Below are 25,744 nucleotides of genomic sequence, written 5' to 3'. Positions count from 1 at the left end.
TCGGGCGTACCCGTGCCGAAAGTCATGCCCCCGGGAGGTGACTTCTGGGACAGGCGGCCAGGTCGGGGCGTCCATAGCGTCGAGGCATGACCAACGCCGAACCGGCGATCCTCGCCGAGAACCTCGCCAAGAGTTACGGATCGACCCGAGCGGTGGTCGATGTGGGTCTCCGGGTCGACGTCGGGGAGGCGGTCGGCGTCCTCGGCACCAACGGAGCCGGGAAGACGACGGCGGTCGAGATGATCGCCGGGCTACGCGTACCCGAACGGGGGCGGGTACGCGTACTCGGACTCGATCCCCGGGCCGACCGGCGGCGCGTACGGCAGGTGCTCGGTGTGCAGCTCCAGCACGCCTACCTGCACGGCGCGCTGCGGGTCACCGAACTGGTCGACCTGTACCGCAGCTTCTATCCCGACCCTCGCCCGACCGACGAGTTGCTGGACATGGTCGACCTGACCAAGCACCGGAAGGCGACGTTCGAGAAGCTCTCCGGCGGCCAGCAGCAGCGGCTCTCGATCGCCCTCGCGCTGGCCGGCCGCCCGCGCGTGGTGATCCTCGACGAGCTGACCACCGGCCTGGACCCGAAGGCCCGCCGCCGCATGTGGGCGACGATCGAGCAGCTCCGCGCCGAGGGGGTGAGTCTGCTGTTGGTCAGCCACGCCATGGAGGAGGTGGAGCGCCTCTGCGACCGGGTCGCCGTCCTCGACGCCGGCCGCGTCATCGCCACCGACACTCCCGCCGGGCTGGTCGCACAGACCGGCGCCGCCAACCTGGACGACGCGTTCGTCGCGCTCACCGGCAAGGAACTCGACCTGGAGGAGGCCGCATGACCACCGTCGTCGCCCATCGACCGGGGATGCGCTCGCTGCTGACGTTGATCCGCTGCGAGGCGAAGATGGTCGTGCGGGACACCCCCGGGCTGGTCGTCCCGCTGTGCCTGCCTCTGCTGATCATGCTGACCAGCGCCGGCTCGGCGAACGAACAGGAGGTCTCGGGCGGGCTGACCGCGCTGGACCTGTTCGTCCTCCCGCTCGTGCTCACCATGGTCATCGCGCTGATCGGCATCATCAACATGCCGAGCTTCCTGGCCTACTACCGGCGTTCCGGCATTCTGCGCCGCCTCGGCGTGACCCCCGCCTCGCCGGCCATGGTGCTGGCCGCGCAGGTGATCGTCAGCCTGCTCCAGGCGGTCGTCGGCATCGCCGCCGCCGTCGCGCTCGCCTTTCTCGTGTTCGGCGCGAACGCCCCGGTCAACCTCGGCGCGGCGCTCGGCGTCACGGCGCTGGCGATGGCCGCCATGTACAGCGCCGGCATGATCGTCGCGGCGATCGCGCCCACCCCGAACTCCGCCGTCGCCATCGGCCTGGTCGCGTTCTTCCTCCTCGGCGCCATGGGCGGGATGTTCGGCGGACCCGACGCGCTGCCGGGGCCGCTCGCCGACATCGGTCGCCTGCTGCCGTTCGGCGCCTCGGTGGAAGCCCTCGGTGCCGCCTGGGAGGGCACGCCGATCGGGGTCGGGCAACTGGTCGGCCTGGGCGTGACGGTGGTGCTCGGCGCGACCGTGGCGGGCCTGCTGTTCCGCTGGGAGTGACCCGAGCAGCCGCATGGCCTCGGCCGTCCCGGAGCAGCCGCCGCGACGGAGTGCCCCGGGACGGCCGGTGCCGCGGGCGGTGCGGTCAGCGCCGTTTGCGGCGGTGCGGTCAGCGCCGTTTGCGGCGATTCCTGGTCCGGGACCGCCGCTGGTCACGAACGGTGCCCGGCGGCACGGAGACGGTCCCGGTCGCGTCGGCCTCCCGGGCCTGCCGTGGGACCGGCGGCAGGACGAGCGTCCCGGCCTCCGGCGCAACCTCGGCGCGCGCGGCGGTCGGCGGACCGACCGGGACCGGTTCCGGCAGCCGCCGCTCCAGGTCCGTGATGATCGCCTGTACGCGGGCCAACTGCTCCCGCACCGACGGCTCGTCCTCGGCGTGCCCGCCGGTGGGCCGACCGGCCCGCTGGGCGGCGACCTGCTCGTCCTGGTGCGCCTCCTGCAGCGCGGTCAGCACCAGGCCGACCAGCAGATTCGTCAGCAGATAGCAGGCGGCCACCATGTAGGAGACGTAGTAGAGCACTGCCCACTCGGTGACGTCGCGGCCCGCCTGGAGCGTGTCGGTGATGCCGTCCAGCGACAGCAGCAGGAACAACGTGAGCATGGCCTGCCCTGCCGTGCCGTACTCCTCCGGGTAGGCGGTGCCGAACAGCATCCAGCCGAGCATCGCGTACCCGTACAGCAGCAGTGCGGTGACCAGCAGGAAACTCGCCAGGCCGGGCAGGCTGCGCCGGATGCCCACCAGGATCACCCGCAGGCTCGGGAAGAGCCGGAACGCGCGCACGATCCGGGCCAGCCGCAGCAGCCGGAGCAGGGTCACGTTCTCCCGCACCCCGGGCAGCAGTGGCGCGGCCACGATCAGCAGGTCGAACACGTTCCACCGGTCCCGGAAGAAACCGGTCGGGGCGGTGGCGTGCGCGCCGAAGCGCATCAGCAGTTCCAGCACGAACAACGCGATGCAGACGTACTCGACGGCACGCAGCGCCGCGCCCACGGAGGCCACCACGTTCCCGTACGTCTCCAGGCCCAACGCCACCGCGTTGACGATGACCACGGCGAAGCTGGCCAGGTTGAACCAGGGCGCGCCGACGACGGCCCCGCAGCGTACGGCGAGCCGCTGCAACGGACCACGGACAGTACGCGTCATGCTACTCCTCGACCGGCTCACGACCGGACGGCAGCCTATGACATCCCGGGACAGGCCGGGCACCCGGACCGCCCACATAGGACGGATGCCTGGTCACCCCGGCGCGCCGCCGGTGACGACCCCGCGGGCGGCCCGTACGGTTCCGGCCGACACACGGCGGTGCTCGGCCTCGCGGCCGCACTCCCGGCCACACGGCGGGCACGCCCACGCGGCGGTGCTCGCCCACGCGGCGGTGCTCGGCCTCGCGGGCGCGGCCATACGGCGGGCGCGGCCATACGGCGGGCGCGGCCATACGGCGGGCGCGGCCATACGGCGGGCGGTCTGGACAGTCGCCCTTACGATCTTCGTCGTGTCTACCTCTGCCGCCACCGAGTTCGCGGGCGCCTGGACCGTCGGCCGGTCGGTCCGCCGCACCGCACTACTGGTCCTGTTCGGTCTCCTCGCCGTCGTGCTGAACACCGGCATCGGGTACGCCACCGCGAGCACCCGGGCGATCCCGATCGTCACCGGGATACTTCTCTGTCTGGCCTTCGCGACCGGCGTACATCTCCTGCACCGGGCGACCTGGCTGGCTCTGCTCTCCCTGCTGCCGGCGCTGTTCGTCCTCGTCGGCTCGGTGCAGCTCGCCCCCGACCTGGCCCTCGAGCAGCGCGGCCTCCGCCAGCAGGTGACAATCGTGAACGCCGAGGTCAACGGCAAGCGGCACACCTTCACCCTGCACGGCACGACCGGCCCGCTCGACGAACCGCTCGTCTACCAGGGCAGCGCCCCCGGCTACCGGGTCGGCGACACGCTCACCGTGCTGACCGACCCGGACGGACGGATCGCCCTGCGGGACGCCGACCGGGTCGACTCCGCCGGCAAGGTGACCGGCCTCCTCCTCGGCACCCTCGGCTGGACCGCGATCGCCCTGCTCGCCGGTGTACGCGGACACGTCCGCCGACGTACCGGCCGCCATGCCGGCCTGATCCTCTAGTCCCCGACCGTCCTCGGCGTCGCTGGGCGACGCGGCCACGGTGTCGACCGCCACCACGTCGACCTGGTCCCGCCGGGGAACAGCCGGGTATGCGGCGCGACGTCTCCGCCCGGGATCGCCGAACGCCGCACGGCTGGACCGATCGCGCACTCGATCGGCGCGGACGTGCCGCAAACCCGGACGTGCCGCAAGCGCGGACGTCCAATCGGGTGTGAGGTGGGGGGGGGGGGGGGGGGGGGGGGGGGGGGGGGGGGCGCGCCGCCCCCCCCCGCGGGGGGGGGGGGGGGGGGGGGCCCCCCCGGTCTCCGGTGGCGCGGAGGCGGTCGCGGCGGGGCTGGGGGGGGGGGGGGGGTGTGTGGCGCCCCCCCCCCCCCCCCCCCCCCCCCCCCCACCTCACGAGTGACGCAGCCGCACCACGCCCGAACCGGCGAGTACGACGCCGGGCAGCAGCACCCCAACGCCGCCACGCAGGACCGTCGCGCAATTCCCACTCCTACGACGCGGGCGGTGACCGCAGTGGAGCGTGCAGTCTCCCTGCGGCCCGAGCACGCTCGGCCCGGCGAGCAGACGGGCAGGCAGGCGGCAGGCGAGCAGGCGGGCGAGCAGGCCAACCCTTCCGGGGTGCCGCTCGGAGCGCTTGACCGCGCACCACGGCCCCGAGCCGACGGGACGGCCGCCGCCGGACAGCACCCGGACAGTCGGCGAGGATTCCTCGCGTCTCCGTTGACTCGTGCCGTCGACCGTGAGATACATGGCCACACGTCGATGGAGATGCCGGCAGCCCGGAGCCGTCGTCCGGAGAGGCGAGACATGACACCGCACGCACACCCGCCCCTGCGGCGGCGTCGCACGCTGACGCGGGTGCTGGCCGGACTGGCCGCGCTCGCGGTCCTCGTGCCCGCCGCGCCCGCGTACGCCAACTCGCTGCCCAACCTGCCACACAACGCGGGCGGGTACGAGTCCTCCTTCTCCCCCGCCTACGACTACGACACCGACGGCTGTTACGCGGTCTCGGCGATCAGCCCGGACGGGCGGATCAACGGTGGGTTGCGGACCACCGGGGCGATCAACGGCAGCTGCCGGGACCGGTCCGACCTGGACATGTCGCAGACGTACGCGCGGTCGACGTGCAACAACGGCTGGTGCGCGATCGTCTACGCCAGCTACTTCGAGAAGGACCAGGCGGTGCACGGCAGTGGTCTCGGCGGTCACCGGCACGACTGGGAGCACGTGATCTCCTGGGTCGACCAGGCGACCGACCGGGTCGAGTACGTGACCACCACGCAGCACAGCAGTCGGCGCACCTACCCGCGCGCCCAGGTGCGCTTCGACGGCACGCATCCGAAGGTGGTCTATCACAAGGACGGCGCGTCGACGCACTTCTTCCGGCTCGCCAACGCCAACGACGAGCCGCCGGAGAACCACTACGGCACCTGGCACTACCCGCCGGTGGTGGACTGGAACGGCTGGCCCAGTCTGGACCTGCGGAACAGTCTGATGGCAGCCGACTTCGGCGCGGCCAGCATCAAGATCAAGGACGGTGCGTTCGAGTACCTGCTCGGCGTCGCCAAGCCGGCCGGCATCCCGTTCGACCCGTACGCCTGACCCGGCTCACCGGTCGCCCAGCGACACCACCAGTCGCGGACGTCGCGAATCTGGATTATCGACGGTACGGGTCGACCTCGGCCGGCGTCCGCCCCCCGCGGACGCCGGCCGGCGTCTTCATCCCTTGACGCAGACCACCTGCTTGAGGTGGGCGACCACCTCGACCAGGTCCTTCTGCTGTGCCATCACCTCGGTGATGTCCTTGTACGCGCCGGGGATCTCGTCGACCACCCCGGCGTCCTTACGGCACTCCACCCCCGCCGTCTGTGCCGCCAGGTCGGCCGTGCTGAACGTCCGCTTCGCCTGTGCCCGGGACATCCGCCGTCCCGCGCCGTGCGAGGCGGAGCAGTATCCCCAGTCGTTCCCTCCGCCCCGCACGATGTACGAACCGGTGCCCATCGAGCCGGGGATGATGCCCAGCTCGCCCAGTCCCGCCCGGATCGCGCCCTTCCGCGTCACCAACACGTCCACCCCCTCGTAGTGCTCCTCGGCCACGTAGTTGTGGTGGCAGCTGATCGGCTCGTCGTAGCCGACCTGCGGGAACCGGTCCCACATCAGGTTCATCAGCACGGCGAGCATCACGGCCCGGTTGCGCCGTGCGTACTCCTGCGCCCACCACAGGTCCCGGCGGTAGGCGTCCATCTCCGGCGTGCCGGAGAGGAACACCGCCAGGTCCCGGTCGGGCAGGTCGGCGTTGTGCGGCAGCCGGCGGGCCACCGCGATGTGCCGTTCGGCCAGTTCCTTGCCGATGTTGCGGGAGCCGGAGTGCAGCATCAGCCAGACCCGACCTGGCTCCGTCCCGCCCTGCTCCAGGCAGACCTCGATGAAGTGGTTGCCGCCGCCGAGCGTGCCCAACTGCCGCCGAGCCCGTGACTCCAACTGCTGCACCCGCCGGTCCAGGTCGGCGAAGCCCCGCCAGAAGTCGTCCCAGCCGCGCTGTTCCAGGCCCCGGACCCGACGCGGATCCACCGGCTCGTCGTGCTTGGCGAAGCCGACCGGTACGGCGTCCTCGATGGCCCGGCGCAGCCCGGCCAGATCGTCGGGCAGGTCCGCGGCGGTCAGCGAAGTGCGGACCGCCGACATGCCGCAGCCGATGTCGACGCCGACCGCGGCCGGCGACACGGCCTGCCGCATGGCGATGACCGACCCGACCGTGGCGCCCTTGCCGAAGTGCACGTCCGGCATCACCGCGACGCCCTGCACCCACGGCAGCGCCCCGATGTTGCGGAGCTGACGCGCGGCCTGCGGCTCGATGGCGTACGGGTCGGTCCAGACCCGTACCGGCGCCCGCGTTCCCGCGAGCAGACTGAATCCCATGGCGTACCCCCGAAGTGTGTGTGGGCCTCCTCGTCCGGGCACGGGCCTGCCTGCGCCGACGGCGGGCAGGGGTGCGCGACCGGTGCCGTCCGGCACCGGTGCGACGAGCGGAAAGTAGGTGGACAGGACGAGGCCGCCCGGACCCGCGACGGGTGGACGGCCTCGACGAACGAGCGGGCGCGCTAGCGGCGGCACGCCGATCGGCGAGGCGGACGGAGGCGGGCGCCGTTCAGCGCCGCCGATTTCCCGGGCCGGCGGGATTCACTCCGGGTCGGCCAACCGTCCTGCGGTCTGACGTGCGTCGACACGGCGTACTCCTCTCGGCTCCGGTCCGATGTGACCTGATGCCGAGAAGAGTAGAGACGCCCGCCGGTGGGCCGCAAACGATATTGAGCGACGCTCAGACGCGCGCGCCCTCGCCCTGATCGTCGCCGACCCGGTCCAGGTGGGCGGCGAGTTCGTCGGTGATCAGCAGGTCGGCACGGATCTCGTCGTGCGGGTACGCGGCCCGGCCGACCATGTGCGCCGCCACCGGCGCGGTCGCCAGTTGGAAGACGCCGACCAGCACCAGGGTGGTGATGTCCACCCCGGTACGCAGCCGCAGTGCGCAGCCGACGAGCACCAGCAGCAGCCCGAGGACCTGCGGCTTGGCGGCGGCGTGCATCCGGGTGAGCAGGTCCGGGAAGCGCACCAGCGCCACCCCGGCGGCGAGGCTGAGCAGCGCGCCGCTGATCAGGCAGACGGCGGCGAGGATGTCGAAGAAGGCGTCCAGGCTCATTTGGTGTTTCTCCGCGCGGCGAATCGGGCGACGCTGACCGACCCGACGAAGCCGAGCACGGCGAGGACCACCAGCACCGGCAGTGCGGTGGCGTCCCGGCTGTAGGCGGCCTCGGCCGCGATCGCGGTGACGATGATGGCCAGCAGGACGTCGGTGGCCACGGCCCGGTCGAGGATCGACGGGCCCCGGATGATGCGGATCAGGGTGAGTCCGCCCGCCACCGCGAGCAGCACGGTGACGGTCACGGCGACGACGGTCATGTCGCGGCCCCTTCCAGGTCGGCCGGTGGGGTCGGATCGGGGTTCTCGCGGACGCGGCGCAACTCGTCGGCGGAGCCGATGGCCTCGATGATGCGGGCTTCGAGCGCCAGCACCTCGCGCCGGAACTGTTCCACCTCGTCGATGCTGTTCACGTTGATGACGTGGACGAACAGCGTGCCGGTGTTCCGGTCGGCCTCCAGGATCAGGCTCCCCGGCACCAGCGACAGCGCCTCGGCGGTGAGGGTGAGGTTGAGGTCCGTGTTCACCCGGAGCTGCACCGCGATGATGGCGCTACGCGGGACGTGCCCGGGGCGGAACGCCAGCCAGGCGATCTGGACGGAGGCGACCAGCAGGTCGTAGAGGAAACGTGCCCAGAACCGCAGCATCCCCAGCGGGTGGAGCCGACCGGCGAAGGTCACCGGCGGCAGCGGGAAGACCGCGATGAGGATCAGGGCCACCACCAGCCCGCTGATGATGTTGGCCCAGGAGAAGGTGCCCCAGAGGAGCACCCAGACGACGACCAGCACGGTCACCGCGACGATGCGGTTACGGCGTCGCGCCGCCCGGGACAGTGGTGGGTTCGGCGAGTCGGTCGGCGGGGCAGGGGTCATCTGGTCGGGGCTCACGGCGTACCCCCTGGGAAGACGGCCTCGACGTAGGGTGTCCGCCGCAGCAGGTCGTCGGCGGCGTCGGTGCTGAGGTCGAAGAGCGGACCGGCCACCACGGTCAACGCCAACCCGAGCGCCACCAGGGCGACGGTCGGCGCGATCATCAGACCGGGCAGCACGGCGCCGCTCTGGCCGGTGGTGTTCACCTGCGGCTGGACCGCTCCCTCGGTGCGGGAGGCCCGGTCGGCGTCACCGGAGTCCGGCATGTCCGGGTGCGGTGCCCGCCAGAACGCGAGGTTCCAGACCCGGGCCACCGCGTAGAGGGTGAGCAGGCTGGTCACCAGGCCGCCGGCGACCAGGATCCAGGCCAGCACACCGCCGTCGGCGATACCCGCCTGCACCAGGCCGACCTTGCCGAGGAACCCGGAGAACGGTGGGATGCCGGCGAGATTCAACGCGGGCACGAAGAAGAGGATGGCCAACACCGGCGACAGTCGTGCCAGGCCGCCGAGGCGGTCCATGGCGGTGCTGCCGCCGCGGCGTTCGACAAGGCCGGCGGCGAGGAACAGGGTCGTCTGGATGGTGATGTGGTGCACCACGTAGAAGATCGCCGCGGAGAGGCCGAGCGACGAGGTGAGCCCCACGCCGAACAGCATGTACCCGATGTGGCTGATCAGGGTGAACGACAACAACCGCTTGATGTCGGACTGCGCCACCGCACCGAGGATGCCGACCAGCATGGTCAACACCGCTACCACCAGGAGCAGGGTGGCCGTACGGCCACCGGGGAACAGCAGCGTCTCGGTCCGGATGATCGCGTACACACCGACCTTGGTCAGCAGGCCGGCGAAGACCGCGGTGACCGGGGCCGGGGCGGTCGGATAACTGTCCGGCAACCAGGCCGACAGCGGGAACACCGCGGCCTTGATGCCGAAGGCGAGCAGCAACATGCCCTGCAACAGCAGGCGCATGTCGTCGGGCAGCGCGTCCAGCCGGTCCACGAGCTGGGCCAGGTTGAGCGTACCGGTCGAGGAGTACACCAGGCCGATGGCGACCAGGAAGATCACCGAGGAGAGCAGGCTGACCACGACGTACGTGGTGCCGGCCCGGATCCGGGTCTCGGTGCTGCCCAGGGTCAGCAGCACGTAGCTGGCGACCAGCAGGATCTCGAAGCCGACGTAGAGGTTGAACAGGTCGCCGGAGAGGAACGCGTTGCACACACCGGCGGTCAGCACCAGATAGGTCGGGTGGTAGACCGACAGCGGCGTCTCCTCGTTACCGTCGGCCATACCCTGCCCGATGCTGTAGACCAGCACGCAGAGGGTGACCGAGGCGGAGACCACCAGCATCAGCGCGGCGAGTTGGTCGGCGACCAGCACGATGCCCATCGGGGCGACCCAGCCGCCGACCTCCACCACGAGCGGACCGTCGATGCTGGAGCGGACCAGCAGCATCGCGGCGACCGCGACGGTGGCGGTGAGCACGGTGAGGCTGACCCACCGCTGGGCACGCGGACGGCCTAGCAGCAGCAGCGTGATTGCCGCGCCGAGCAGCGGCATCACCACCGGCAGCGGAACGAGGTAGGTCATCCGGCCCTCCCCGCGTCGACCGAGGCGGTCCGGGACCGCTCCGTCTCGGTGTTCGCGTCATCGTCGTCATCGCCGTCGACGTCGTCGTCCGGGACCTCGTCGCGTTCCGCGAGATCCATGATCCGGCGGTCCTCGACGTCGTCCTGCACCTCGTCGTGCCCGTTGAGGTGCCAACTCCGGTAGGCCAGGGCGAGCAGGAAGGCGGTCATGCCCAGGGTGATGACGATGGCGGTGAGGATCATCGCCTGCGGCAACGGATCGCTCATCTCCTCCTGCGGGCCGTCCCCGACGATCGGCGGCGTGCCGGCGCGCCCGCCGGTGAGCAGCAGCATGTTGGCGCCGTTGCCGAGCAGGATGACGCCCATCAGCACCCGGGTCAGGCTGCGCTCCAGCAGCAACGTCACGCCCGCGGCGACGAGAACGCCCACCACGATGACGTAGGTGAGGTTGGGTGTCACACCAGCTCCTTCTCGCGGATCTCGGCGTCCTCGGTCTCGTGTTGGCGGTCCATCTCGGCACCCAGGCTGCGCAGGATGTCCAGCACCAGCCCGACGACGATCAGGAAGACACCGACGTCGAAGAAGGCCGAGGTGACGAAGTGGATGTGCCCCAGCACCGGCAGGTGGAAGTCGAGCAGTGCGGTCTGCAGGAACTCCCCGCCGAGCAGCATCGCGGCCACACCCGTGCCGACCGCGACGAAGAGTCCGGCGCCGAGGACCGCACCGGCGTCGACCGGTGCCGCGCCGTTGAGCTCGGTACGCCCACCGGCCAGGTAGCGCACGGCCAGGGCGAGGCCGGCGACCAGACCGGCGGCGAAACCGCCGCCGGGGGCGTTGTGGCCGCTGAACAGCAGGTAGATGGAGAACAGCACCATGGCGTGGAACAGCAGTCGGGTGACCACCTGGAGGATGACCGACTGGGAACGCGCGGTGGCACCCGTGGTCAGCCAGCGGGGCCGGGTCGACTCGGTCGGGTCCCCACCGGGGATCTGACCACGCCGGTCCAGGTCACGGGCGTGACGGAAGATCAGGCTGGCGACACCGGTGGCGGCCACCACCAGCACCGCGATCTCGCCCATGGTGTCCCAGGCCCGGATGTCGACCAGGGTCACGTTGACCACGTTCTTGCCGCCGCCGTAGGAGACCGCCTCGTCGGGGAAGTCCACCGAGATGGGGACGGCCTGACGGGCGCCGGTCGCGACGTACGCCATGCCGGCGGTGACGGCGCCGACGGCGATGCCGAGCGCGACACGTCCCCGGCGGCTGGCCCGGATCGGCCGTTCCGAGAACTTCACCGGCAGGCGGCGCAGCACCAGCACGAACATCACGATCGTGACGGTCTCCACCAGGAACTGGGTCAACGCCAGGTCGGGGGCGCCGTGCAGGACGAACAACAACGCGATGCCGTAGCCGGCGACGCCGACCAGGATCATCGCGGTGAGTCGGCGCAGCGCGCGGGCGGCCATCACGGCGGCGATCACGACGACCGCGGCGGCAACCCCCTGCAACGGCGTGTCCCACAGGTGGAAGCGCTGCGGCCAGGGGCTGCCGGCGATCAGGGTGCCGCCGGGCAGGATGACCAGCACCACCAGGATGACGCCGAGGTAGAACGGCAGCGAACCACGCTGGGTGGCACCGGTCAGCTCGACCGCCAGGCGGTCGATGCCGCTGATGGCCTTCTTGTAGACGCCGGCGCCGTCGAACGGCAGGCGCAGCGTCGCGCGTACCCGTTCCCGCCGCATCAGGTGGAACAGGCCGGCGCCGGCGGCGATGGCCAGCATCGACAGGCCCAGTGCCGGGGTCAGACCGTGCCAGAGCGCCAGGTGGTAGCCGGGCTCGGCGGAGCGGTAGAGGTCGGCGTACGGGGCGAGCAGGCGGTCCACCGCCGGGGCGAACAGGCCGGCGGTGACACCGGCGACCGCCAGCACGGCGGCCGGGGCGAGCAGGGACCAGGACACCGGCGTGGACTCGGTGTCCGGGGTGTCGGGCTTGTCGGCGAAGGCACCCCACATGAACCGCAGGGTGTACGCCACGGTCAGCACCGAACCGAGGATCACCCCGGCGAGGACGACCAGGTTCGCGGTGCCGCCGTGCAGCAGTGCCTCGACCGCCGCCTCCTTGGCCACGAACCCGGCCATCGGGGGCAGGCCGGCCATCGACGCGGCCGCGAGACCGGCGACCACCGCCAGGGCGGGTGCGCGGCGTCGGAGCCCGCTGAGTTCGCGCAGGTCACGGGTGCCGGTGATGGTGTCGACGACGCCGACGGTGAGGAACAGGGTCGCTTTGAACAGGGCGTGGGCCAGCACCATCGCCACGCCGGCCAGCGCGGTGTCCCGGGTGCCGCCACCGAGGATCACCATCAGCAGGCCGAGCTGGCTGACCGTGCCGTAGGCAAGCAGCAGCTTGAGGTCGACCTGGCGCAACGCGGCCCAGCCGCCGAAGAACATCGTGAGCAGACCGGCGACCAGGAGCACCGGGCGCCACGGTCCGGCCTCGGCGACCGCCGGGCCCATCAGGGCGACCAGGAACACACCGGCCTTGACCATCGCCGCGGCGTGCAGGTAGGCGCTGACCGGCGTCGGTGCCGCCATCGCGCCGGGCAGCCAGAAGCTGAACGGGAAGATCGCCGACTTGCTCAGTGCGCCCAGCAGGACCAGCACCACCGCCACCGCGAGGTAGCCGCCGCCGGGCAGGTTTTCAGCGATCTCGGACCACCGATAGGTGCCGGCGTGCTGACCGAGCATGACGAAACCGGCGAGCATCGCCAGGCCGCCCAGCGTCGTGACCAGCAGGGCCTGCATGGCCGCTCGTCGACTGGCCCGCTTGGCGGGGTCGTAGCCGATCAGCAGGTAGGAGAAGACCGTGGTCAGCTCCCAGAACACGTAGAGCAGCAGCAGGTCGTCGGAGACGACCAGGCCGAGCATCGCGCCGGCGAAGGCGACGAACACGGCGGCGAAGCGTCCCAGGCTCGGGTCGTCGGAGCGGAAGTAGCGGGCGCTGTACGCCAGCACCAACGCGCCCACCCCACCGACCAGGATGACCATCAGCCAGGACAGCGTGCCCATCCGTAGCGCGAGTTCCAGCCCCAACTGCGGTACCCAGGAGACGGTCTCCACCACCGGCTCACCGGAGCGGACCCCGCTCGTGTGAGTCAACGCCCACACCAGCGTCGCGCCAGGCACCAGTGCCACCAGGTAAAGGGCGTGCCGTCCCCAGGTCCGCACCAGCGCCGGGGCGATCACGGCTGTCAGCGCATGGACCGCCACCAGTACCAGCACACACCCTCCCCAGAGATCATTCGTCGGTGTGACGACCCTATCCGGTAAGGACCGCAATCCGCATCTGCCGTGATCCGGATCAAAGGTGTGTCACCCTGACAGACCGCCCTGGCCCGTGTGCGAGTTCACGTGCGGTTCACAACCGGACCCACGCCCGAAACCCGCCGCCCACCAGGAGATCCGCTCTCACCTTAACGGACGTTCAGTCTCGTCCCGCACGTCGGAGTCGTCCGTCGTCGCGGTCGATACGAAGTTCTCGTTCCAACTCGACGATGAGCGTGCGCAGGTCGTCCAGCCGTTGGCTGATCGCGATCCGGTCCAGCTCGTCGGGCACCCCGTCACCGTCCTGGTCGTAGCCGGGCGCGAGCCCCTCGGTCATCTCCAACCGCCGGGCCTCCTCCATCGAGTTGACGAAGACCGCGATCAGGATGTTGAGCAGCAGGTTGACGGTGATCACCACGAAGCTCACGTAGTAGAGCACGGTCCACGGCGAGAACTCCATGCCCTGCTCGATCAGGTCCGGCAGGGTCTCCAGCGAGAGCAACACGAACAGGGTCAACAACGACCGCCCGATGTCCCCGTATTCCTCCGGGTAGACATCCTTGAAGATCAACCAACCGGCCATGCCGTAGACGTAGAGCGTCACCATCGCCAGCGCGAGGAACCCGCCGATACCGGGCAGACTGCGCCACAACGCCGCGACGATCATGCGCAGACCGGGCGAGAACCGCACCAGCCGTACCATCCGCAACACCCGGACGACCCGCAGCAGCGCCGAGTCGCCGTGCAGCCCCGGGACGAAGATCGCCGCGATCACCAGGAAGTCGAAGACGTTCCAGCCGTGCCGGAAGAAGTCCTGTGGACGGCGACCGTAGGCCAGCAGCCGGATGGCGATCTCGACCACGAAGACCGTCCGGAAGAACCACTCGACGCCGTGCAGCGCGGTGCCCGCCGTGCCGAGGTCGGGGTACGTCTCCAGGCCGAGCACCACCCCGTTGGCGAGGATCACCGCGACGATGGTGACCTCGAACGACCGCGAGGCGGCGATCTCGGCGCAGGCACGGGCGAGCCGGGACTCGGGCGGCGAGTCCGCCGGTCCACCTCGCTGGACCGGCACACGCGTGACAGTCACCTCGCAACCGACCTCGACGGGAGGTCTGGGACCGGCGAGGCCGGCCACCGTGCGTCACGGCGACATCGACGTACGGCAGTCATGGCCCACAGCGTACGGGACGCCGAGGGGCGGACGATCCCACCTTTGCGGAGCGCGATGTCGCACCGGCGTGCCCCGCCGGTGCGACATCCCCCGTCCACTCCGGACCGACAGCGGTGCCGCCGGACTACGCCACCGGAACCCGGTCCAGGAACCCCAGCACCTGGGTCAGTCGTCCGTCGTCGTCGAGGGTCGCCACGTCGAAACCGGCGATCGGCGCCTCGACACCCTCGGGGCCGAGTTCCCAGGCGAAGCGCACCTGCTGGTGGTGGCCGTCGACCGGACCGACCACGCGGAACGTCATCCCCGGAAAGCGGTCCTGCACCGCGGCGATCGTCGCGTCGACGGCGTCTCGCCCCTCCGCGACCACCAGCGGATCGACGTAACGCCCCTCGACGGCGAACAGGTCGTCGATCTCCCGGCGTCGCCGCGCCGGGTCGGTCTCGTTCCAGATCGCCAGGTACCGCTCGACCAACTCGTCGAACTCGACAGCCATCGACGTCTCCTCCTCGCCTCGTCACGGCCCGACCATCGGTGCCGGGACCGATGCTTGCGCGCCGCCGCGCACGGCGTCGATTACCTCGTGGGTAATGGTTCGTGCACCCGACGGTCACTAGGGTCGGCGAGGTGACCACTGTGACCATGCCGAGTCGTCCGGTCGGCACCCTGCTGCGCGACTGGCGGCGGGTGCGCGGGATGAGCCAGCTCGACCTGTCGATCGAGGCGGGCGTGTCGACCCGGCACCTGAGCTTCGTGGAGACCGGCCGGTCACAGCCGAGCCGGGAACTGCTCCTGCGGCTCGGCGATCACCTCGACCTGCCGCTGGCCGCCCGCAACGTGATGCTGCTGGCCGGCGGGTACGCGCCCGCCTTCCCCGCGCACGAGCTGGCCGACCCGGAACTGGCGCCGGTCCGCGCCGCCGTACGACGGATCCTCGACGGGCACCACCCGTACCCGGCCGTGCTCGTCGACCGGCACTGGCAGCTCCTCGAGGCCAATCCCACGATCGCCCTGTTCACCGCCGACGCCCACCCCGACCTGCTCACCCCGCCGGTCAACGTGCTGCGGCTCAGCCTGCACCCCGATGGCATGGCACCGCGCATCCGCAACCTGACGCAGTGGCGCGCCCACCTGCTCAAGCGGCTGCGCCACCAGGCCCAGACGACAAGCGACCCGGTGCTGTCCGCGCTGCACGACGAGCTTCGCGGCTATCCCGGCGGTGACGGTCCCGCCGATTCGGCCGGCGACCTCGCCGCGCGGGTCGCCGTCCCGCTGCGGTTCCGGCACGGCGACGGTGAGCTGTCCTTCTTCAGCACCACCACGCTCTTCGGCACGCCGCTGGACGTGACGGTCTCCGGGCTGGCCGTGGAGGCGTTCTTCCCCGCCGACCCGGCGACCGCCGAGACGCTGCGCGACCTCACCCCGGTCAGCCCGCCGAGGAGCGGGTGACCGGCAGGTCGAAGTAGGTGTCCGGCCAGGGCTCGTCGCGGTAGCGGAAGTGCCACCACTCACGGTCGTAGCCGACGAAGCCGCCGTCGGTCATCAGGTCCCGCAACAACTGCCGGTTCGCCCGCGCGGTGACGCCGACCGCTGTCGAGTCGGTGTGCGAGAGCGGGTCGAAGCAGTCGAACCCGGTCCCCATGTCCACGCCGGTGTCCGGGAAGCGCCGGCCGTACGGGTCGGTGCAGGCACCCGAGGGCTGACCCGGCACATGTCGGGGCTGCGCGGGCGGCGGCTGAGCGACCAGCGTCAGGTCGACCGTGCTGCCCCGGCTGTGCGACGTGGGCGCACCGAGGTAGCCCCGGTCGAACAGCGCGGACTTGGCCACCCGGGGATAGAACTCCGCCTTGGTCTCCTGCCGCCCCGGGTCGGCGCCCCAGGCGACGAAGTCGTCCACCGCACGCTGCGGGCGGTAGCAGTCGTACACCTTGAGGAGGTGACCGGTGGCCAGCGCGGCGTCCTGCACCCGGCGCAGCGCCTGCGCGGCCGGTGCCGTGAGCAGGCAGAGCGGCTCCTGGTAGCCGTCGACGGGGCGGCCGACGAAGTTGTGCGCGGTGGCGTACCGGATGTCGGTGAGGATCCGCCCGTCCATGTCGGAGAGCACCACCAGACCCGGCCGCGCCGGTGCCGACATCGGCGGCGGCGACGGTTCGGGCGGCGGCGTGTCCCGCCCGCACCCGGAAACCCCGGCGACCAGGACCGCCGCCCCCAGGCCGACCGCCCACCGACCGCGCCCGGTCAGGCGGGCCGACACCGTCCCCGGCACGACCGCTCGGGACGGCTCAGCGGGCCGGGCGGCCACGGTGGGCTGCCCGGCGGCGGTGCCGGGCGACCAGCGCGCCGGCCAGCAGCGTCACGCCGACGGCGAGTACGGCCAGCGAGGTCCACCGCAGCGGGGCGCCGAGGGTACGCGGTGCGGGCTCACCAGCGGCCCCGCCGGGCAGCGCCTGCGGCGGCACCGAGGCCGACGGTACGGCGGACGTGGCGGTGCCCGGACTCACCAGCACCCCGACCGAGGCGTCCCGGGGCAACGCGAAACCCCAGTCGAGCAGCGCGGCACCCTGTTCCCAGCCCCGCTTGTCGACGACGTCCGCGCCGAGCAGGGTGACCACCAGCCGACGCCCGTTCCGCTCGGCCGCGCCCACGTAGGTGTGCCGAGCCAGGTCGGTGTAGCCGGTCTTGCCGCCCAGCGCACCCGGATAGTGGTAGAGCAGCTGGTTGTCGTTGTCGATGGTGAAGCCCTTCGCGCCCTGCCTCGGCTGGGGCGGGACGGTCGCCTCCCGCGTGGTCGCGTACCGGCGGAAGTGCTCGTCGGCGAAGCAGGCGCGGGCGATCAACGCCAGGTCGTACGCGCTGGTGAACTGCCCCGGACCGTCCAGGCCGGACGGGGTCGCCGCGTGTGTCTGGTACGCGCCGAGCGCCCGGGCCTGCTCGTTCATCGCGCGGAGCCCACCCGCCACACCGTCCGGCCCGCCACCGACCCGGGCCAGGGCGTTCGCCACCTCGTTGCCGGAGCGCAGCAGCAGCCCGAGCCAGAGCGTCTCCACCCGGTACCGGCCACCCTCCACCAGCCCCACGGCCGAGCTGCCGGGTTCGATGTCGAGGTCACCGGCGGTGACGGTGACCATGTCGTACGGGTCGAGTCGGGGCAGCATGGTCGCGGCGAGCAGCAGCTTCTGCACGCTGGCCGGGGTGGCGTACTCGTGCGGGCCGCAGCCGCCCAGCACCGCGCCGGTGTCCAGATCGGCCACCATCCACGAGGTGGCGGCCACCTTCGGCGGTCGGGGCACCGCCGAGGGGACGACCAGCCCCTGGGTGGCCAGCCGCGCGCCGCCCACCGCCCGCTGCACCGGGTCCGGTGACGGCGTGACCGGTTTCGACGGCCCGGGCGCCGGCGGTGCCGGGCGTGGGCACGGAACCGGCGCCGCCACGGCGGCGGTGGCCGGCAGCGGTGTGGTCATGAGCGCCGTCGCCACCGCGACGACCAGGGCTCGGACTCTCACATTCAGCGACACTATCGGGTGATTACCGACTGGTCCGGCAAATCGACCATCGAGCACGTCACCGGCGCGCCCGGCGGGCACCCGTTCAGTCGCGGGAGCGGGCCGAGGCGCGGACCCGGCGGGCGGCGACCACCGCCAGCGCGATCGCGGCCACGCCGACCGCCAGCGCCACGACCGTGCCCGCGCCCGGACCGTCGTCGACGGCGGCCGAGGTGGTGCTCACCGGGGGCGTTTCGGCCGGCGCGGGCACGGCCGGCGACGACGGTGCCGGCGTACGGGCGGCGTCCCACTCCCCCGGCTCCACCAGCCGGCCCACGCCCGCCTCCCGGGGCAGCCGGAAGCCCCAGTCGAGCAGGGCGGCACCCTGCTCCCAGCCGCGCTGCGGTCGGGGCTCGGCACCGAGCAGCGTGACCACCAGGCGGCGACCGTCCCGCTCGGCGGCCCCGACATAGGTGTGCCGGGCGTAGTCGGTGAAGCCGGTCTTGCCACCCAGCGCACCCGGGTAGCGGTAGACGAGCTGGTTCTCGTTCTGGATCTGGAATCCCTTGGCGTCCAAGCCCCGCTGGGCCGGGATCCGGGTGCGTTCGGTGAGCGCGTACCGGCGGAACGTCGGGTCGGCGAAGCAGGCGCGGGCGATCAACGCCAGGTCGTACGCGCTGGTGAACTGCCCCGGACCGTCCAATCCGGAGGGCGTGACCGCGTGGGTCTGCAACGCGCCGAGGTGGCGGGCGTACTCGTTCATCGCCCGTACCCCGCCCGCCGCGCCGTCCGGACCACCGCCGAGTCGGGCCAGCGCGTTGGCCGCCTCGTTGCCGGACTGCAACAGCAGGCCCAACCAGAGCGTCTCCACCCGGTACCGGCCGCCGGGCAGCAGCCCGACCGCCGAGGAGCCGGGCGCGATGTCCAGGTCCTCCGGGGTCACCCTGATCACCTGCTGCGGATCGAGTCGGGGCAGCATGGTCGCGGCCAGCAGCAGCTTCTGCACGCTCGCCGGGGTGGCGTACTCGTGCGGGCCGCAGCCACCCAGCACCGCACCGGTGTCCAGATCGGCCACCAGCCAGGAGGTCGCGGTGACCTTCGGCGGGGCCGGTGCGCCCGGCGGCACGACGAGTCCCGAGGTCGCCAGCAGTTCCCCGCCGACCACCTGATGCTCCGGATCCGACGGTGGCGGGGTCGGCCGTGGCGAGCGGGTCACCTTCGGCGCGACCGCCTTCGGGCAGGGCAGCGCGGCCGGTGCGGCGGCCGGGGTCGGCGGGGTCGACGCCGACGCGACCACGACACGGTCGGTGATCGTAGCCGCACCCGGAGTCGCGGGAAGCGCCACGATCGCGAGCACGACGACGGCGACGGAGAAGGCCCGGACTCTCATGAAGACGCAGACTAACGGCACGATCGGCGGCAGCACGTGCTCGGTCGGACCGCCGACTCGACTCGACCGCGCTGATCTTCCACACGCACCCGTTGAACCGATGCCGCGCGCCCCCCGTATCCACAGCCGAACACAGCACAACGTTCGGACCTGCGACGGGAGCGCTCCCGAAGCTCGCCCGACGGTCACCCCGGAACAGGCTCCGGCACGCGGACGGCCGCCGCTGTCGAGCCACCCGGGCTTCCCACGGCGCTTCAGCCGGCGGCCGCCGACGCGGTCGGCCCGCCCGGCGGTCATTCATGAGGAGAGAGCATGGTCAGGCGTACCCAGAACCAGCGGAAGCAGGCCGCCCTGAAAGTCGGCGGGGTCGGCATCCTCGCGGTCGCGCTGCTCGGCGCGGGCTTGACGCTGGCCTCCGCCGACGACGGCGCCGGTGCGGCGCAGACGGCGAACTGCCCGACGGTCCGCGACAAGCTCTCCGGCGTACCGGCCGCCGCCGTCGCCGGGGTGGAACAGGAACTGGCCAACCTCGACAAGCAGATCGAAGAGGCCAACGCCCGCCTCGCCGCACAGGCCGCCAACCCCCAGGGCGGCGCCAACTTCGTCCAGCTCGCCATCCTCGGCCCGCTGGCCAGCAAGCGCACCGCCGCCCTCGACCGCATCGGCATCAACATCAACCGGGCCGGCGGACAGCGCCCCGACCTGGCGAGCCTCGCGAACTGCGGCCTGAACGCCGCGGGCACCCGCAGCGCGCTCAACGGCGGCGCGGGCAACGGCGACATCACGGCCGGGAACGCGAACAACGGCGGCAACACCGGCAACGCCGGAGCCGGTGCGGCGCAGACGGCGAACTGCCCGACGGTCCGCGACAAGCTCTCCGGCGTACCGGCCGCCGCCGTCGCCGGGGTCGAGCAGGAACTGGCCAACCTCGACAAGCAGATCGAAGAGGCCAACGCCCGCCTCGCCGCACAGGCCGCCAACCCCCAGGGCGGCGCCAACTTCATCCAGAACGCCATCCTCGGCCCGCTGGCCAGCAAGCGCACCGCCGCCCTCGACCGCATCGGCATCAACATCAACCGGGCCGGCGGACAGCGCCCGAACCTCGCCAGCCTCGCCACCTGCGGTCTGAACGCCGCGGGCGCCCCCAGCGCCGTCAACGGCAACGGGGGCAACGGCAACACCGGGAACAACGGCAACAACGGGAACGCAGGCAACGGCAACGCGGGCAACGCCGGGAACAACGGCAACAACGGCAACGCCGGGGCCGGCGTGGCGCAGCGGGTGAACTGCCCGAGCGTCGCCGACCGACTGCCGGCCGTACCCGCTCAGGCCGCTGCCGAGGTGCAGCGTGAGCTGGCCAACCTGGACAACCAGATCGCGGACGCCAACGCCCGTCTCGCCCAGCTCGCGGTACGCCCGGAGGGTGGACCGAACTTCGTGCAGAACACCGTCGTCGGCCCGCTGAAGGACCGGCGTGTCGCCGCCCTGAACCGGATCGCCACCGCGATCGGCCGGGTCGACGGCAACCGGCCCGCCGAGTTGGTCAACCTGGCCCCCTGCTCGGTGAGCTGACCTGACGGCACACCACCGACGGTGGGCGACGGCTCCGGCCATCGCCCACCGTCTCTATTTTGCGGAATCTCTCACAACTGGTTGACCCCTCAGTCACCTAGCGACTACAAACCGTTACAACACGGGGCCGGATTCGCCGGCTGCGGTCGGAGGGGTGACCGTGGGACTGATCTCGTACGACGACGCCGAGGCGGCCGCCTTCGCCGCCACCCGCGAGCTGGCGCCCGCCGGCCTGACCCACTGGCGGCACGCCGTCCGGGAGCACCTGCGACCACGCCCCGGGTCGACACTGCTGGACCTCGGCGCCGGTACGGGAGCGTGGGCCACCACCTTCACCGGCTGGTACGGCGTACGCGTGCTGGCGGTGGAACCGGCCCCGGCGATGCGCGACCGGTGCCCGCACCGGCCGATGCTGGCCGGCGAGGCGACCGCGCTCCCGCTGGCCGCGTCCAGCGTGGATGGTGCCTGGCTGTCGACGATGCTGCACCACGTACCCGATCTCGACACGGTGGCCCGACAGTTGCGCCGGGTGCTGCGCCCGGGCGCACCCGTGCTGATCCGCTCCCCCTTCCCGGGACGCCACCAACTCGTCGCCCTCTTCGAGTGGTTCCCGGAGGCGATCCGGGTGCTCGACCGGTTCCCCAGCCTGTCCCGGGTGCGCTCCGCGTTCGCCGCGGCGGGCTTCCCGGTGAGCAGCGTCGAGCCGGTAGCCCAGACCGTGGCCACCTCGCTGGCCGAGTACGCCGACCGGATCGACCGCCGCGCGCACACTCCCCTGCACCTGATCAGCGAGGCGGAGTTCCGGGCGGGCATGGCGCGGCTACGCCAGGCGGTCCAGGGCAGCGCCCCGGCACCGGTGGTCGACCACCTCGACCTGCTGGTGCTGCGCTGATCCGGCCCGAGCGCGGATCAGGCCAGGCGGAGATGCCGCAGATAGTCGTGCAGCGCGGCGGAGCCGGCCAGCCGGCGCAGGCTGCGTCGGTGCAGGTCCTGCTCCCGCCGGGCGAGTTCCGCGCGGACCCGCTGCGGGCTGCCGGTGCTCCTCAGCTCGTCCAGCACCGCCGTGATGATCTCGAACGGGTAGGCGCCCCGGCGCAGCAACGCCACCACCTGGGCCGCGCGCAGCTCGGCCTCGTCGTAGCGCCGGTAGCCGGTGCCCGACTCCCGGACCGGCCGCAGCAGACCGCGCGCCTCCCAGGACCGTAGCTGCGAGGTCCGGACCCCGACCAGGTCGGCGACCGCGCCGACCCGGGCGGCCCGGCGGGGCACCGGGACCGCTGCGCCGGAGTTGGTCACCACCGTCTCGAAGGCGCCGAGCACCCGCCGGATCTCGGCCCGTTCCCGATCCAGGTCGGCATGCCCCGCGTCCAGCGCGGCCAGCGCCGCCGCCAGGTCACCCGCGTGCACCGCCGCCATGATCTGGCGGGTACGCACCCAGCCGTGACCGTCGGCCACCGTCCGCGCCACGGTCAGGGCCCGCTGGTGTGCCGGGGTGAAGATCCGGTAGCCGCTCGGCGTGCGCTCCACCGACGGCAGCACCCCGAGATCGACGTAGTTGCGCACCTGCTGCACGGAGATGCCGGCCGTCGCGGCGAGGTCCACCGCGCGCAGCCGCCCGGTCGTCCGTCGTCCCGCCACCGGTTCACTTTAGCGCCTCATGTTCGTTTGAGACTTCGCGCCATCTTTCGCCCCTCGATCTCGCTCACCGTCGACGGCAGTCTCCACGGGAAGGTCAATGAGACACTTGAACCTGGCCAGGCCATCCCCAGCTCCTCCTTTCCGGGGCGGGAGTCCGTCCACGATCTCGCGAAGGGTTCGCATGCAGCAGTCAGCACGGTCCGCCGCCGACAGTCACGACGTGATCGAGGTACGCGGAGCCCGGGAGAACAACCTCGACTCCGTCTCGGTCGACATCCCGAAGCGTCGACTGACCGTCTTCACCGGCGTCTCCGGATCCGGTAAGTCGTCGCTGGTCTTCGGCACCATCGCCGCCGAGTCGCAACGGATGATCAACGAGACCTACAGCGCGTTCCTCCAGTCGTTCATGCCCAACCTCTCCCGGCCGGACGTGGACTCGCTGCGCAACCTCACCCCGGCGATCGTGGTGGACCAGGAGCGGATGGGCGCCAACTCCCGCTCGACCGTCGGCACCGCCACCGACGCGTACGCGATGCTGCGCATCGTGTTCAGCCGGCTCGGCACCCCGCACGTCGGCGGCGCCGGGGCGTTCAGCTTCAACCTGACCGAGGGCATGTGCCCCGCCTGCGAGGGCCTGGGCCGCGTCTCCGACCTCGACGTCAACGAGCTCGTGGACGTGGAGAAATCCCTCAACGACGGCGCCATCACCGTGCCGAACTTCGCGGTCGACACCTGGTACTGGCAGACCATCGTCGGCTCCGGCCTGTTCGACCCGGACGTCAAGCTCCAGGACTTCACCCCGCAACAGTGGGAGGACCTGCTACGCAAACCGGCCACGAAGATCAAGGTGGGCGGCACTAACCTCACGTACGAGGGTCTGATCGTCAAGGTGCGCCGGCTCTACCTGGCCAAGGACCGCGAGTCGATGCAGCCGCACATCCGCGCCTTCGTCGACCGGGCGGTCACCTTCACCACCTGTCCCGACTGCGACGGCACCCGGCTCAACGCCGCCGCGCTCTCCTCCCGCATCGCCGGGCGCAACATCGCCGAGTGCGCCGCCGTGCAGATCAGCGACCTCGCCGCGTTCGTCCGGGGCATCGAGGACTCCTCGGTCGCCCCGTTGACCGGGAACCTGCGGGAACTGCTGGACTCGCTGGTCGAGATCGGTCTGGGCTATCTCAGCCTCGACCGTGAGTCGGCCACCCTCTCCGGCGGTGAGGCGCAACGGGTCAAGATGGTCCGGCACCTCGGGTCCAGCCTCTCCGACATCACGTACGTCTTCGACGAACCCACCGTCGGCCTGCACCCGCACGACATCGCCCGGATGAACGACCTGCTGCTGCGACTGCGGGACAAGGGCAACACGGTCCTCGTCGTCGAGCACAAGCCGGAGACCATCGCGATCGCCGACCACGTGATCGACCTCGGTCCGGGAGCGGGCACCGCCGGTGGCCGGATCTGCTACACCGGCGACGTCGCCGGACTGCGGCGCTCCGACACCCGCACCGGCCGACACCTCGACCACCGGGTACGCCTGCGCGAGCAGGTCCGTACCCCCACCGGGCAGCTCGCCATCCGCCACGCCGACCTGCACAACCTGCGCGACGTCAGCGTGGACGTCCCGCTCGGTGTGCTGACCGTCGTGACCGGGGTGGCCGGCTCGGGCAAGAGTTCCCTCGTGCACGGCTCGCTGCACCGCCGGGACGGGGTGGTCGTGGTCGACCAGACGCCGATCCGGGGTTCACGGCGCAGCAACCCGGCCACGTACACCGGCCTGCTCGACCCGGTACGCACCGCCTTCGCCAAGGCCAACGGGGTGAAGGCGGCACTGTTCAGCGCCAACTCCGAGGGTGCCTGCCCGACCTGCAAGGGCATCGGGCTGGTCTACACCGACCTGGCGATGATGGCCGGCGTCGCCTCGGTCTGCGAACGCTGCGAGGGCCGCCGCTTCACCGACGAGGTGCTGACCTACCGGCTGCGCGGTCGCACCATCAGCGAGGTGCTCGGCATGTCGGTCAGCGTGGCGCAGGACTTCTTCCCCGGCGGCGCCGCCCGGGTGGTTCTGGACCGGCTCGCCGACGTGGGGCTGAGCTACCTCACCCTGGGCCAGCCGCTGAACACCCTCTCCGGCGGTGAACGGCAACGACTCAAGTTGGCCATCCACATGGCCGAGAAGGCCGGCACGTACGTGCTGGACGAGCCGACGACCGGCCTGCACCTGGCCGACGTGGACCAGTTGCTGGCCCTGCTCGACCGGCTCGTCGACGCCGGCAACACGGTGATCGTCATCGAGCACCACCAGGCGGTGATGGCGCACGCGGACTGGCTGATCGACCTGGGGCCGGGTGCCGGTCACGACGGCGGGCGGATCGTCTTCACCGGCACCCCCGCCGACCTGGTCGCGCACGGCGACACCCTCACCGCCCGGCACCTGCGCGAGTACGTCGCCCACTGACGGCCACGTCCCTGCCCGGCACGGTCGTACCCGGGCAGGGACGTGCCGGGCAGGCGCCTCGTCGTCAGGCGGCGGAGGGGCCTGCCCGGCGCCTCGTCGTCGGGCGGGTGCCTCAGGTCAGGCGACGCAGCCAGCGACGTTGCCAGGGGGTCTCGACCGCGCGGGGCCGGTAGGCGGCCCGTACCCAGTCCACCGCCTGCTCGGCGGGCAACCCGTCGAGGATCGCCAGCGCCGCCAACGCGGTGCCGGTCCGACCCGTGCCACCCCGGCAGGCCACCTCCACACGCTCGCCCGCGTACCCCCGGCGCAGCGCCTCCCGCAGGGCGTCCAGGGCATCGGCCCGGTCCACCGGCACCCAGAAGTCGGGCCAGCGCACCCGCCGGTACGCCCACTCAGGCGTCGGCCCGGGCGCCAGCAGCAGACTGAAGTCGGCCGGGGTCGCCGGATCCGCGATGCGCCGCCCCCGCACACGTACGCCGCCGGGCAGCGCGACCACCCCGGTCTGCCCGGCCCAGCCCTGCGGCTCGCCGCTCACCAGCGGTGTCCCGACTGGTCAGGGCGTCCCTGGTCCGCCACCGGCCGCTCGTCGGCCCAGGCGCGCTGGTCGGTCCCGGGCCGATCGTTGCCCCAGCCGCCGTGCTGATCCGCCACGGGCTGATTCTCGGCCCACCCGCCGTGCTGGCCCGCCACCGGCCGCTCGTCGGCCCAGGCCCGCTGGTCGGCCACCGGACGCCCGTCGGCCCAGGCCGGCTGGTCGGCCACGGGCCGGTCGCTTCCCCAGCCACCGTGCTGGCCTGCCACGGGCTGGTTCTCCGCCCAACCACCGTGCTGGCCCGCCACGGGCTGATT

23 protein-coding genes are annotated in these 25,744 nt (G+C 71.9%); 8 read left to right on the top strand and 15 right to left on the bottom strand.

Going from position 1 to position 25,744, the window contains the following annotated elements; all coding sequences use genetic code 11:
- The first annotated feature begins 86 nt into the window (after positions 1-86).
- Positions 87-830, top strand: a complete 744-nt coding sequence (locus ACIBO1_RS14320; RefSeq protein WP_396745738.1) for an ABC transporter ATP-binding protein — start codon at positions 87-89, stop codon at positions 828-830.
- Complete coding sequence (locus ACIBO1_RS14315) at positions 827-1,591, top strand: ABC transporter permease (RefSeq protein WP_396745735.1); 765 nt, start codon at positions 827-829, stop codon at positions 1,589-1,591. Before ACIBO1_RS14320 ends, ACIBO1_RS14315 begins: the two co-directional genes overlap by 4 nt.
- A 109-nt stretch (positions 1,592-1,700) precedes the next feature.
- On the opposite strand, the gene ACIBO1_RS14310 is transcribed toward ACIBO1_RS14315, so the two are convergent.
- Entirely contained in the window at positions 1,701-2,735 is a 1,035-nt protein-coding gene (locus tag ACIBO1_RS14310) for an ion transporter (RefSeq protein WP_396745732.1), read from the bottom strand.
- Positions 2,736-3,084: 349 nt separating this feature from the next.
- Between ACIBO1_RS14310 and ACIBO1_RS14305 the strand changes: the two genes are divergently transcribed.
- A complete protein-coding gene (locus ACIBO1_RS14305; RefSeq protein WP_396745729.1) occupies positions 3,085-3,711 on the top strand; it encodes a hypothetical protein in 627 nt (208 codons plus the stop codon).
- A gap of 810 nt (positions 3,712-4,521) precedes the next feature.
- Entirely contained in the window at positions 4,522-5,316 is a 795-nt protein-coding gene (locus ACIBO1_RS14300) for an NPP1 family protein (protein ID WP_396745726.1), read from the top strand.
- Between the two features lie 117 nt (positions 5,317-5,433).
- Here the strand turns inward: ACIBO1_RS14300 and ACIBO1_RS14295 are convergent, their stop codons facing one another.
- The 9 genes from ACIBO1_RS14295 to ACIBO1_RS14255 all read right to left on the bottom strand — a co-directional run bounded on the left by ACIBO1_RS14295 (position 5,434) and on the right by ACIBO1_RS14255 (position 14,854).
- On the bottom strand, positions 5,434-6,633 hold the full coding sequence (locus tag ACIBO1_RS14295; RefSeq protein ID WP_396745723.1) for an RtcB family protein: 1,200 nt from the start codon (positions 6,631-6,633) through the stop codon (positions 5,434-5,436).
- A gap of 400 nt (positions 6,634-7,033) precedes the next feature.
- Positions 7,034-7,411 (bottom strand): monovalent cation/H(+) antiporter subunit G, encoded by a 378-nt coding sequence (gene mnhG / locus ACIBO1_RS14290; RefSeq protein WP_396745720.1) that lies wholly within the window; start codon positions 7,409-7,411, stop codon positions 7,034-7,036.
- Positions 7,408-7,671, bottom strand: a complete 264-nt coding sequence (locus ACIBO1_RS14285) for a monovalent cation/H+ antiporter complex subunit F (RefSeq protein ID WP_350694164.1) — start codon at positions 7,669-7,671, stop codon at positions 7,408-7,410. The genes mnhG and ACIBO1_RS14285 overlap by 4 nt, the downstream gene beginning before the upstream one ends.
- Positions 7,668-8,297, bottom strand: a complete 630-nt coding sequence (locus ACIBO1_RS14280; protein WP_396745716.1) for a Na+/H+ antiporter subunit E — start codon at positions 8,295-8,297, stop codon at positions 7,668-7,670. The genes ACIBO1_RS14285 and ACIBO1_RS14280 overlap by 4 nt, the downstream gene beginning before the upstream one ends.
- Positions 8,294-9,868 carry a Na+/H+ antiporter subunit D gene (locus tag ACIBO1_RS14275; RefSeq protein ID WP_396745713.1) on the bottom strand — a complete coding sequence of 525 codons (1,575 nt, stop codon included), beginning with the start codon at positions 9,866-9,868 and terminating at the stop codon, positions 8,294-8,296. The genes ACIBO1_RS14280 and ACIBO1_RS14275 overlap by 4 nt, the downstream gene beginning before the upstream one ends.
- Positions 9,865-10,326, bottom strand: a complete 462-nt coding sequence (locus ACIBO1_RS14270; RefSeq protein WP_396745709.1) for a Na(+)/H(+) antiporter subunit C — start codon at positions 10,324-10,326, stop codon at positions 9,865-9,867. Before ACIBO1_RS14270 ends, ACIBO1_RS14275 begins: the two co-directional genes overlap by 4 nt.
- Entirely contained in the window at positions 10,323-13,145 is a 2,823-nt protein-coding gene (locus tag ACIBO1_RS14265; protein WP_396745706.1) for a Na+/H+ antiporter subunit A, read from the bottom strand. Before ACIBO1_RS14265 ends, ACIBO1_RS14270 begins: the two co-directional genes overlap by 4 nt.
- Positions 13,146-13,347: 202 nt before the next feature.
- The gene (locus ACIBO1_RS14260; RefSeq protein WP_396745703.1) at positions 13,348-14,277 is read right to left on the bottom strand and encodes an ion transporter; all 930 of its coding nucleotides are present in this window, start codon (positions 14,275-14,277) and stop codon (positions 13,348-13,350) included.
- Positions 14,278-14,485: 208 nt separating this feature from the next.
- Entirely contained in the window at positions 14,486-14,854 is a 369-nt protein-coding gene (locus ACIBO1_RS14255) for a nuclear transport factor 2 family protein (protein WP_396745700.1), read from the bottom strand.
- 131 nt (positions 14,855-14,985) lie between these two features.
- Here ACIBO1_RS14255 and ACIBO1_RS14250 point away from each other — a divergent pair, with 131 nt between their 5' ends.
- Positions 14,986-15,807 (top strand): helix-turn-helix domain-containing protein, encoded by an 822-nt coding sequence (locus ACIBO1_RS14250; protein ID WP_396745697.1) that lies wholly within the window; start codon positions 14,986-14,988, stop codon positions 15,805-15,807.
- Here ACIBO1_RS14250 and ACIBO1_RS14245 read toward each other — a convergent pair.
- The 3 genes from ACIBO1_RS14245 to ACIBO1_RS14235 form a co-directional block, all read right to left on the bottom strand.
- On the bottom strand, positions 15,785-16,624 hold the full coding sequence (locus ACIBO1_RS14245; RefSeq protein WP_396745694.1) for a M15 family metallopeptidase: 840 nt from the start codon (positions 16,622-16,624) through the stop codon (positions 15,785-15,787). The genes ACIBO1_RS14250 and ACIBO1_RS14245 overlap by 23 nt on opposite strands.
- A gap of 16 nt (positions 16,625-16,640) precedes the next feature.
- On the bottom strand, positions 16,641-17,861 hold the full coding sequence (locus tag ACIBO1_RS14240) for a D-alanyl-D-alanine carboxypeptidase family protein (RefSeq protein WP_396745691.1): 1,221 nt from the start codon (positions 17,859-17,861) through the stop codon (positions 16,641-16,643).
- Between the two features lie 85 nt (positions 17,862-17,946).
- A complete protein-coding gene (locus tag ACIBO1_RS14235) occupies positions 17,947-19,230 on the bottom strand; it encodes a D-alanyl-D-alanine carboxypeptidase family protein (RefSeq protein WP_396745688.1) in 1,284 nt (427 codons plus the stop codon).
- A 312-nt stretch (positions 19,231-19,542) separates the two neighbouring features.
- Between ACIBO1_RS14235 and ACIBO1_RS14230 the strand changes: the two genes are divergently transcribed.
- Together ACIBO1_RS14230 and ACIBO1_RS14225 are read left to right on the top strand one after the other, a co-directional pair.
- Positions 19,543-20,802: a hypothetical protein gene (locus ACIBO1_RS14230; RefSeq protein WP_396745685.1), complete on the top strand. Its 1,260-nt coding sequence runs from the start codon at positions 19,543-19,545 to the stop codon at positions 20,800-20,802.
- 160 nt (positions 20,803-20,962) lie between these two features.
- Positions 20,963-21,694 carry a class I SAM-dependent methyltransferase gene (locus tag ACIBO1_RS14225; RefSeq protein WP_396745682.1) on the top strand — a complete coding sequence of 244 codons (732 nt, stop codon included), beginning with the start codon at positions 20,963-20,965 and terminating at the stop codon, positions 21,692-21,694.
- Positions 21,695-21,711: 17 nt separating this feature from the next.
- Here ACIBO1_RS14225 and ACIBO1_RS14220 read toward each other — a convergent pair whose 3' ends face one another.
- Positions 21,712-22,440, bottom strand: coding sequence for a MerR family DNA-binding transcriptional regulator (locus tag ACIBO1_RS14220; protein ID WP_396745679.1), 729 nt, complete (start codon positions 22,438-22,440; stop codon positions 21,712-21,714).
- Between the two features lie 181 nt (positions 22,441-22,621).
- On the opposite strand from ACIBO1_RS14220, the gene ACIBO1_RS14215 reads away from it, so the two are divergent.
- Positions 22,622-24,895 (top strand): ATP-binding cassette domain-containing protein, encoded by a 2,274-nt coding sequence (locus ACIBO1_RS14215; RefSeq protein WP_396745676.1) that lies wholly within the window; start codon positions 22,622-22,624, stop codon positions 24,893-24,895.
- A gap of 112 nt (positions 24,896-25,007) precedes the next feature.
- Here the strand turns inward: ACIBO1_RS14215 and ACIBO1_RS14210 are convergent, their stop codons facing one another.
- Complete coding sequence (locus ACIBO1_RS14210) at positions 25,008-25,430, bottom strand: protein-tyrosine phosphatase family protein (protein ID WP_396745673.1); 423 nt, start codon at positions 25,428-25,430, stop codon at positions 25,008-25,010.
- Between the last annotated feature and the right edge of the window lie 314 nt (positions 25,431-25,744).

This window comes from Micromonospora sp. NPDC049903, assembly GCF_044460945.1.
Taxonomy (GTDB): domain Bacteria; phylum Actinomycetota; class Actinomycetes; order Mycobacteriales; family Micromonosporaceae; genus Micromonospora.
The sequence above is the reverse complement of the archived record's forward strand: the minus strand, read 5'-3'. Positions and strand labels throughout refer to the sequence as shown.